General features: G+C 58.0%; 1 protein-coding gene. It reads left to right on the forward strand.

Annotation, left to right across the window (positions count from 1 at the left end; all coding sequences use genetic code 11):
- Window positions 1–184: dienelactone hydrolase family protein (locus SAY88_RS25025; protein WP_332635128.1), on the forward strand; the 184-nt coding region annotated here is incomplete at its 5' end.
- Window positions 185–274 lie beyond the last annotated feature (90 nt).

The raw sequence follows: 274 nt of genomic DNA on the forward strand, positions 1-274 counted from the left end.
GATCCGACGCGCGCTCGATCAGGATCGGGGCGAGGTGAGGATCTACCCCGGCGCAGGGCACGGGTTCTGTGTGCGGGCCGACCATGTGTTAGTGGATGCGGAGCGCCAGGCGAGCGAGGCGGAGGACCAGGCGATCAGTTGGTTTCAGAGGCATTTTCGGGATGTTGACTACAGCGTGAACTGAGATGATTTTGCTTTTCTTTTTCGATCCTTCCTGCTTGGTTGGCTGGGTGGCTGATGGTGCAGCATGAATGTGGGAATGAGTGCTGTCAAG

Origin of the sequence: Halalkalibacter flavus, from assembly GCF_036663575.1 — a bacterium.
Taxonomy (GTDB): domain Bacteria; phylum Bacillota; class Bacilli; order Bacillales; family Bacillaceae_D; genus Halalkalibacter; species Halalkalibacter flavus.